8 protein-coding genes are annotated in these 9,238 nt (G+C 53.4%); 2 read left to right on the top strand and 6 right to left on the bottom strand.

Annotated elements, in window-relative coordinates; genetic code table 11:
• The 3 genes from ACFSSA_RS11350 to cdaA form a co-directional block, all read right to left on the bottom strand.
• Nucleotides 1-232 (bottom strand): hypothetical protein (locus ACFSSA_RS11350; protein ID WP_386820565.1); only part of this gene is annotated, 232 nt, incomplete at its 3' end.
• 35 nt (nt 233-267) lie between these two features.
• Nucleotides 268-3,726: a TonB-dependent receptor gene (locus ACFSSA_RS11345; protein ID WP_386820564.1), complete on the bottom strand. Its 3,459-nt coding sequence runs from the start codon at nt 3,724-3,726 to the stop codon at nt 268-270.
• A gap of 239 nt (nt 3,727-3,965) precedes the next feature.
• Nucleotides 3,966-4,805 carry a diadenylate cyclase CdaA gene (gene cdaA / locus ACFSSA_RS11340; protein ID WP_386820563.1) on the bottom strand — a complete coding sequence of 280 codons (840 nt, stop codon included), beginning with the start codon at nt 4,803-4,805 and terminating at the stop codon, nt 3,966-3,968.
• 118 nt (nt 4,806-4,923) lie between these two features.
• Here cdaA and sufT point away from each other — a divergent pair, with 118 nt between their 5' ends.
• Nucleotides 4,924-5,469 carry a putative Fe-S cluster assembly protein SufT gene (gene sufT / locus ACFSSA_RS11335; protein WP_386820566.1) on the top strand — a complete coding sequence of 182 codons (546 nt, stop codon included), beginning with the start codon at nt 4,924-4,926 and terminating at the stop codon, nt 5,467-5,469.
• A gap of 70 nt (nt 5,470-5,539) precedes the next feature.
• Here the strand turns inward: sufT and ACFSSA_RS11330 are convergent, their stop codons facing one another.
• Nucleotides 5,540-5,716, bottom strand: coding sequence for a hypothetical protein (locus ACFSSA_RS11330; RefSeq protein ID WP_386820562.1), 177 nt, complete (start codon nt 5,714-5,716; stop codon nt 5,540-5,542).
• 151 nt (nt 5,717-5,867) lie between these two features.
• On the opposite strand from ACFSSA_RS11330, the gene ACFSSA_RS11325 reads away from it, so the two are divergent.
• Nucleotides 5,868-7,295, top strand: coding sequence for an aminotransferase-like domain-containing protein (locus tag ACFSSA_RS11325; RefSeq protein WP_386820561.1), 1,428 nt, complete (start codon nt 5,868-5,870; stop codon nt 7,293-7,295).
• Between the two features lie 205 nt (nt 7,296-7,500).
• Here ACFSSA_RS11325 and ACFSSA_RS11320 read toward each other — a convergent pair whose 3' ends face one another.
• Entirely contained in the window at nt 7,501-8,415 is a 915-nt protein-coding gene (locus tag ACFSSA_RS11320) for a hypothetical protein (RefSeq protein ID WP_386820560.1), read from the bottom strand.
• 245 nt (nt 8,416-8,660) lie between these two features.
• Nucleotides 8,661-8,897: a hypothetical protein gene (locus ACFSSA_RS11315; RefSeq protein ID WP_386820559.1), complete on the bottom strand. Its 237-nt coding sequence runs from the start codon at nt 8,895-8,897 to the stop codon at nt 8,661-8,663.
• Nucleotides 8,898-9,238: the final 341 nt, after the last annotated feature.

The following is a 9,238-nucleotide window of genomic DNA, read 5'->3' as shown; positions in this document are numbered from 1 at the left end:
TTACACCCGGCTGGATGGTGAGCGTGCCGCCATCCACGTAGATGTTTTCATCTAGCTCGTAGTCTGTTCCTGTAGTGAGAGTAACGTCTCCGGTGACACGGAAAGGACCTGCGCCGCCTGGGCCGGAATCAACACCCGGAAGGGCGCTGATTGGAGTAGGCGCCGCGTGAGCGAGGCTTGCTCCGGCTATGGATGCCGCGATTACGGACACCTGATATCGAATTGATTTCATGTTTTCTGTATTATTTTTAGGTTAGTCGTAGGAAATTAGAATTCGCTGGAGAGCGAGACCGTGAAGGTTCTACCAGGGGAGTAATTGGAGTAGTTGGCTCCGGATCCTTCGTAAGAAAATGATATTGAATCATCCAATAGATTGGTGACTTTAAAGGTGACAGTGTTGTCACCCCAGGGAGCTTCGAAACTTTTCCTCAACACAAGATCGAGCGTGTTGGAAGCGTCCCTCACAACGCTTGGAACCGAGCTGGATCCGCTCACGGCCGATAGATATTCACCCGTGAGATTATAGATAAGATTTGCGGTGAAGCGCTCGTCTGGCAGTGAATAACCCAAATTCAAATTGAAAATCCAATTTGGCTGACCTTCAAACGATTCTGCAAAAATGGGAATTGTAGTAATTCCTGGATTCAATTGAGACGCCAGGTAAGTGAGGTTTCCGGAAAGCCTCCAGTTTTCACTCAATACATGGTCAGCTTCCAGTTCTATTCCTTGGATACTGCCAGACTCGGCGTTCTCGTAGCTTACGAAGAAGCCGCCGGCGGCTTTTTGTCCCAGAACCTTGGTAATCGGATTGGTGAGATTTTTATTGAAGACTGAGAGCCCCACCACGGTTTTAGGCTCTGGATTCCAGGAAAGGGAGATATCGATGTTCTCGATTTCCGAATCCTTCAGCGACGGATTTCCTCGTAGTTCATCCCCGGTGGCTTGATCCTCTGTAATGATAGGTGCGAATTCCAGGAAGGTCGGCCGCGCCACAGTTCTGGACCAGGCAGCTGTCAGGGAAAACTCATCGCTATCTCCAAATGTTCTGGATAAGCCCAGAGACGGGTAAACCTCATTGGAGACGATATCTGTCTGTCCAATGGTGGAAACCTGGGTTGGGTTGTTCAAATTCACCCCGGAAGCATTCAGAATCTGGGCATTGTAGGAGCGGGTTGCCTTCTCAACACGCGCTCCCCCGAAGACATTCCACTCATCCCATTGGAAATCTCCCGAGAGATAGTGGGCCTCCACTTCGACACCGGTATCACTGTTTAGAATCAGCGTCCCCAGAGCCGAGGTATCGCTAATCGAGATCGCGGCATAGGGGTCTTCCCCACGGCCAGGCCGACTTGCGCCGATAATCCATTGAAGGCTATCGAAGTTATTGTAGAGGTCCCGGAACAGCACATCCAAATCCACGGAGGAAGGAGGGCGGTTGGTTCCGATGAAATACGCGTAGTTATCCCCCCTGGATTCACGGGTCCGTTCCGAGTTGTTCAGGCCAGCCTTGAGCGTGAAGCTTCTCTTACTGTCAACTTCATCATCGAAGTAGAAGGGCAACTCAATATCTACCCTGCTGTTCTCTCCCTCATCTATCGTTGAAAACGATTGCCTTTGGGGGTTGGGCGGGTTTCCTCCGATAAGATTGGACAACGTGTCAATCGTTCCCAGATCGGGATTGTAGGGACCAGGGTTATTGGGAGCCCCGGCAATGATCCCCTGCAGGCGTGGATCCGCAAAATCGACTGTTGTGAACCGCAGCGTTCTCACATCCGGCCGGAGCTCCTCGGCGATTGAATCACTCAATAGCCACGAGACACGGACACGGTCCCGCTCCTTAGAATCAGTGATCGCATGACTGCCGGAAAACTGATTTATCTCCAGGGTCCTGTCTGTATAACTGGTGATGTCTGATGAACGAGACGCCAGACCGGATGCACCAAGGTAATTGTAGCGATAATTTGTAGGATCAAAAATCGCTGGTCCATCGGTGCGGAGACTCTGGATATTACGGATTCTATTAACCTCATTCTCAGCAGATCTGTTGGTGAAACGGGTGTAGTTGATTACATTGTTTTTGTTGAGCTGGAATGTGCCACTGATGAGGCTCCCCCAGTCCACGCTTTCCGTATATCTGTTTTCAGTCTGATTAAGATCAAGTTCAAGCGGACCATTTACAGAGGTAAGCCGGCTGACTGCCACGTCACGCTCAGCGTCTGCGGATTGCTCGCGGGTGAGAGCAAAGACCCAACCCAACTTCATATCATTCCCGAAATCCAACGAATCCGCGTAGGTTACGCTATAGTCGTAAAGATCCTGATGCTTCGCTTTCTGCGGAATAAAGGATCCATTGCTGTGCAAGAGACTCCATTGCTCTTTGGCTAGTTTTTGGGCTGGGCTCACCGTCTGGTTTGAGCTTGCACCTGTGCTAACGCCCGAAGGAAACGGATTAGGATTATTGCTACCGCCACGTTCACCTATTGCAGAGGAGAACTCCCTCGCTCCGTCTCCCCAATAATCGAGTCTCTGCCCTCCCGGGACATAGAAGTCACCGTCCAATGAGTCTTTGAATTTTGCACCGACGGAAAGCTCTAGAATTCTTTCTTCCGGTATCTTTAGGGTCTCGATCAACACGGTTCCCCCGGCGAAATCCGCGGGGAGATCAGGAGTAAAGGTCTTTTGGATCGAAAGACTGTCCAAAAGATCGGAAGGGAAAAGATCCAGCTGAACAGCTTTCCGTGACGGGTCCGCGGAAGAAACGACGGCTCCGTTGACAAGAGTGTTCGAATAACGATCGGCAAGTCCCCGAACCACCGCATACTTGCCACCGATGATATTGGCTCCGGAAATTTTGGAGACCGCATCCGCCGCATCGCTGACTGCGGACGTCGAAAAGTCATCCTTCGATAAGCCGGAAGACAAAGTGCCGCCGGTATTCAGATCAAGGAAAAGGTCCCCGCCGGATTCGCCCTGATATTCGCCTACCACGGTTTCCTCTTCGAGTGTGAACTCGTTGGCGCTGTCATCGGTCGGCTTCACACGGAGACCGAAGCGGATCTCCGAAGGTGACGATTCGATAACGGTGACCACTGTGGTATCCGTGAAGTAGCCAAGCTGCGAGGCCTCGATATTGAAGGTGCCAGCAGGGAGGCCACTGATTTCAAAGCGGCCTTGGGCATCGGTCTCCACAGTCCGCCCCGTGCCTGGAATCTCGACAAGTGCACCGGCAATGGGATTGAGCGTGGTCGCGTCGGAAACCTCGCCGAGAATGATCCCGTCTCCTACGGCCTTTTCCATAAAGGCCAGGCCGGCCGGTGTGCCGTTCACCGGAATGCCATCCGGTGGAGCGATGGGATTCACCGATGCAGGAGACCAGGGTTCATCCTCGTTTTTGGAGAAAGGGCTACCAGCTACGGAAGTCGACGTATCAAATGCCGGGAAAGATTTTCTATCGACGTTTCTGCGCGGTGCGCGGTAGACAAGCGGAAGCGGCTCGGGCAGTGGCCAGACAAACGGGTTGGGCCGCTGCACAGGCAGAGGATCCCACATCATTTCCGGGAGATCCGGCTCCGTGAAGTCTTTTGCGGCAGCGAGAAGCGGCAACGGAGGCAGCCCGAGACTCAATATAAGAAGGTAGCCTGCTGCGCGATGGCACGGTGCCAACATGCCAATATGGCTGCTGGAAGAAGCGAAAACTGTCCGGGGGATAATGCGTGAAGATGCCATAGCGAGCAGGATGGCATCGTTTTGGCGGCCATCTTAGACGCGCTGGAAGTAGTGGCATTTCACTTCCGCAAGAAGCGGTGCTTCGTGACGTTTTTGTTACAAAAAAAATTCCCCACCTAGCTCGGTAGCGGTGGAGTGCGCTCTAGCGCTTTGGCTCCAGCGCTTCCTCGTCCACGATCACGTCGCGGGTTCCTGAGAAAAAGCCATCGCCACTGCTGGGCAAGGTCGCCAAATGGCCTTTAATCAGAAACCATATCCCGGTCGCTAGAAGAAGACACAGAAGTTTCGCTATCCAGTTTTTCGACAGTCTCAGTTTCATTGGATGGTGGGCCGGAGATGAAGATCTCAGAGATTTTCTCGCGGAATTGTTTTTCAGTCAAGTTACGGTGCAGTGAGCCGTTTTCGGAAATCGATATACTGCCGGTTTCCTCACTCACCACTACGGCGATGGCATCCGTGCGCTCGGTCAGACCGATTGCCGCCCGGTGCCGGAGCCCTGTGGAGCGATCCTGCATTTCCTTTTCCGTGACGGGAAATACGCACGCAGCGCCGGCAACACGATCGTCCGCGATGATCATCCCGCCATCGTGAAGCGGGGATTTTGGAAAAAACACACTCATCGCCAGCTCCGGGGTAAATTGCGCATCGAGGACAACACCAGTCTCCAGCTGCTCTTTCAGCGTGATGTCCCGCTGAATGGCAAACAGTGCTCCAATGCGTTTTTTGGAGAGTAAGACAACCGCATCCGCGAGGCGCTCCACAAAGGCCAGGCGTCGCTTGCTTGAGAAGGAAAAGAACCGGCTACTCCCCAGACGGGCCAAGCCATTACGGAGCTCCGGCTGGAAAATCACGAGCAGCGCGAAGGCCAGAACCGCGGCGGAACGGGTGATAAGCCAGCCGATTACCTCGAACTGGAAGATCTGGGTGATCAATGCCAGGACGACAAGAATCAGCCCTAACCCGACAAGGATCTGCGCCCCACGGGTCGCCCGAAACGCCCGATACAGCTGATAGATCAGAAAGGCCAGAACGAGAATCTCGATAGCGTCTTTCCAATGTTCGTCGATAAACTGCCACATACCTTCCCGAGGAAACTACGGCCGGTTCCGCTTCCTGTCACTTTCAAAGCACAAGCTTCCCGAATTAGAATATCGAATGCGCCTTGCCCCTGGGCTCAGGCTGGCTTTTATTCCTCTCATGCACGACGAAATCAAACTCTCCCGCGAGGTATCCGCAGTCCAGATCCCAAGCGGCGATTCCATGACGCTTCCCGCAGGGACGGCGGTTTTCATCACCCAGCGCCTTGGCGGGACCTATACTGTTGCCACCTCCCAGGGTCTCGCACGGATCTCCTCACAGGACGCGGACGCATTGGGTGTCGATCCGGAAGAGGAAAAGAAGAAGCAAGCAGATGCCGTCCGCCTGAAAGACGCTCCACTTGAGGAACAGGTCTGGGCCCAGCTGAAAGGCGTTTACGATCCGGAAATTCCTGTCGATATCGTCAATCTTGGCCTTGTCTATGACTGCGTTATCCAGCAGGTGGATGACAAAAAAGTTGTCCAAGTGAAAATGACTCTCACCGCACCTGGTTGCGGAATGGGCCCTGTCATCGCTGCCGATGCTCAGGCAAAAATCATGACGATCGATGAGATCGACGAAGCAAATGTGGAGCTAGTCTGGGATCCGGCCTGGAATCAGGACATGATCACGGAAGAAGGGAAAATGAAGCTCGGGATGATCTAAATCCCCACGGAAAAACGGTTCCCGATAATCAGCACCCGCCCACTTAACGGCGGGTGCTTTTTTAATTCCCTCAAGGCAGTTTTCTTTCAAAACGCTTTACCGCGAGCTCGCAGCCGAATGGCGTAGCCCAATACATCACGATCACCTTGGCAAGAGTGCCCATGAGCGATCCTGTCTTCCGGGAAAGGACGGTATTGCTGCTTTGCGGTGGTGTTATTCTAGTGATGTGAGACGTGGAAGCCTTCATGCACCTACTATGCTGGAATTCCACATTAAAGCACAGATGCAGAGAATGATTTTGTATTGCAGTACAACGACACAAAAAACAAACTGTACATCCCGTCTAGCTTTCCATCTGTATCTCCACAGAAAGATCGCCGGCCGATAGCCTATTGCCGATGATCGCGAAGCCGACTTTATACCAGGAACTTTCCAACCGTTTGGCAGAGCTGATACGGAGCGGGACTTTCAGTGCGGGCGATCGTTTCCCATCCGTGCGTCGGACAAGCGTGGAACACAGAGTGAGCATCACTACCGTGATGGAAGCCTACCGGCGGCTTGAGGACGAGGGGCTTATCGAAGCCCGGCCCAGATCCGGATACTATGTGAAACCTCCGGTTCTCAGCGAATCCTCATTCCCCCAGACGCCGAAGTCCATCCGCCGCCCAATCGAAATCAGCAGCAGCTCCATCCTGGATACGGTAATGAGCGCCGTTGCGGATCCGAATGTCGTCCCTTTTGGTGCAGCAGTGCCCGGTAGTGATATTATCCCGACTGCCAAGCTCGCCTCGATTTCCAATAGTGTGATCCGCCGCTACGGAGCGGAATCCTTCAGCCAGACCTTTCCTCCGGGCCGGAGAGAGCTGCGGGTGGCCCTCTCACGCAGATTACTTTCCGCCGGGCTCAAAGCTTCTCCAGACGAGATCATAACCACCCAAGGCGCCACGGAGGCAGTGCTACTCTCACTTCTCGCCACGTGCAAGGCGGGGGATCTCGTCGCCATCGAAACGCCGACCTTTTTCGGGCTGCTTTCAATCGTTCAAAGTCTGGGCTTGAAAGTCATCGAACTGCCTGTCGATCCCAGGGATGGTGTCGTCATCGAGGCGCTTAAGCTCGCCCTCAGCAGCCATAAAATCAAAGCCTGCCTCCTCCAGCCGAATTATCAGAATCCCATCGGGAGCGTGATGAATATCGATGCAAAAAAACGTCTCGCGGCGCTCGCCGAAGAGCACAATTTCACCATTATCGAAGATGATCTCTATGGTGATCTCGCCCATGATGGCCATAGGCCTCCATCACTTGCCTGCTTCGGGAAAAACGTGATCCACTGCGGAGCGATCTCGAAAACGATCACCCCTGGACTTCGGGTAGGCTGGATGGTTCCCGGCAAATACTATGATGCCATTCATGAGCTCAAAACCATCCGGTGCCCTTCCAGCTCCACCACCTCCGAGCTAATCATCGCCGAGTTCCTTGAAGCTGGTGGCTACGACAGCCATCTCAGGAGAGTCCGTCGACTGTATGCGACCCAGTGTGCGAAAATGCGCCAGGCAGTCATCGAGCATTTCCCGGATACCTGCCGAGTAAACCAACCCGCCGGCGGCTTCGTCCTATGGGTCGAGATGGAGCCTGCCTTCAATTCCGAGCGCTTCGCGGCGCTGGCCTTTGAACAAGGAATCAGCCTTGTGCCAGGTTCTTTGTTCTCACCCTCATGCGGATTGAAAAATTGCTTTCGCCTTAGCTGTGGGTTTGCCTTCGATGAACGCACCATGAAAGCAATCAGCACCCTCGGAGAACTGGCAAAACAAGTCAGCTCCGAAGAATGATTTCACATCATTCCATATCCGATGATTCTCAGTCACCGGCAAAAGACGACCATTGAGGCCGCGACCGCCCCGCGAACCACCTGCGGGCTAGCGAGGAGCGCAACATCTGCATTTGAACGCATTTGAAAAGCAGAAGGCGTGACGGAGCGGTCGATTGCAGGTGGACCAGGTGGCCTTCGTTCCGGCGACAGCATCGGGCATCGCTCTACGTCACGATTTTGGATTTCTGATCCGCTTCCGCTGGCATGAGTTCCGGCGGACCATACATCGGCTCGTCGCAGATGGTGCCGGAGCCGGGCGGCCACTCGCAGTCCTCGTGGAATAAGAGCTTCCAGAGACGCTGCTGCATCCGACCCTGCTCGCCATCGGGACGCGTAAACGCCTCGGGCCAGCACTTGAGGTAGAGGTAATGCGGCGTGTCGCGCTTCTCGATAAAGAAGTCCGACGCCAGCGCCTCCTCCTTCGTGCACTTTGCATACTGCCAGAAGTGCGGGCCGAGCCACATTTCGGCGGTGGGGAAAAAGTTGATCGGGCTGAACCGAATGTCAGGTCTCAGCGAACGAGGGCGCCCTGGATTCTTGGAGATGTCGATGAAAATCCGGGGAGGCCCGACGGAAGTTTTCTCGTCGTAGTCCAGATCCGTGAATGTTCGGTAGCTAGGGGGAAAAGCCCCAAACATCGAATCATAGGAATCATATTTTACATTCGCCCACTGCCACGCTTGGTAGGGATTGAAATACTGCCAGGCGCCGATTGATGGCCAGCGGCTCAGGAGTTTGGCGATTAGGGCGGACCAGTCGTCGGGCGCCTTGGTGTTCGGCTCAACCCGGTGGGTGAAGTGGGCCGCACTTCCATCAGTTAGAGTCGTGTAGTTAAAATCAAGACTTCGATTTGTATACCCAGTATCGACATGAAATCCGTCCAGTCTCCGGTCTGCGATTACATGCGCAACTTCCTCTGGAGAAAGGCTAAGTCCCCTCTCCGAGCGCATGTGTTCAGGGTGTCCCGCAATCTGTGATAGTCTGAGTTTATCCGGCAGCATGTCGCCACTTCTCATGAAATCCGCAACGCACATCCAGAACTCATGCAGCGGTTGCGACGTTTCAGGAAAAGCCATCATGAATTTTATTCGACTCGGGATACTCATGGATAGGTAAGTTGTTTGGTGAGAATCTGCGAGGTCTGAGAATCTGCGGGGTCAGGTGCCGGACTTTAACATTTCCCATGTTTCTTCGAGTTTTTCTAGGTTTTTACGATCTCTTTTAAACAGTCCAATCAATCGACTCACGCCACCTGTATGTCCCATGTGCAATCGTTCTGTAACCCAGCGATTGCTCACAGCAGTGCGCTCACGCAATAGCGTAGCTATTGCAAAACTTTGCGTAAATCACCTTTCCTCAACACTGATAAACCTTCCTGATCTATGGGCATTCCGAGCAGTGGTGCTGTGCGTTTTACTAAATTTTCCGCTTCTGCTTCGTTATGGGATCGCCCCACTGAATCGCGCCCTACCAACTGCCCTTTTTCTCGCTCAAATAGAGATCGCAGCTGATCGGCAAATGTCTTCTCACCCAGATACCAACCGGCTCGCAGGGTTTTCATGGCACTTTCATCGATTTCTCCCGCATCATTTTCAGCCCTCGCCTCTAGCCAAGCAAGATATGCCCTACGTCCTCGCCCATCCTTCGATAACTCAAAGGCGGCCAAAACCCTGTCCAAAACCATCCAATCCGGCCCCTTACCCGTTACGTAAGCTTTGAGGCTACTCCATTTATAATCAATCAGCTTCCCCCGCCCGGTTCCCACTAGTCCTGCCCGTGCTGGATTGAGATGAATGTAATCCGCCGCGATGCGGAAATAATAAGGACTTGGCCTGACCCCATTTTCTGGACAGTTCTAAACTAGAGCTAACGTGGCTGGTGTTTGTCTAAGGAGAGGGGCGG

It is taken from the genome of Luteolibacter algae (assembly GCF_042683045.1).
Lineage (GTDB): Bacteria > Verrucomicrobiota > Verrucomicrobiia > Verrucomicrobiales > Akkermansiaceae > Luteolibacter > Luteolibacter algae.
The sequence above is the reverse complement of the archived record's forward strand: the minus strand, read 5'-3'. Positions and strand labels throughout refer to the sequence as shown.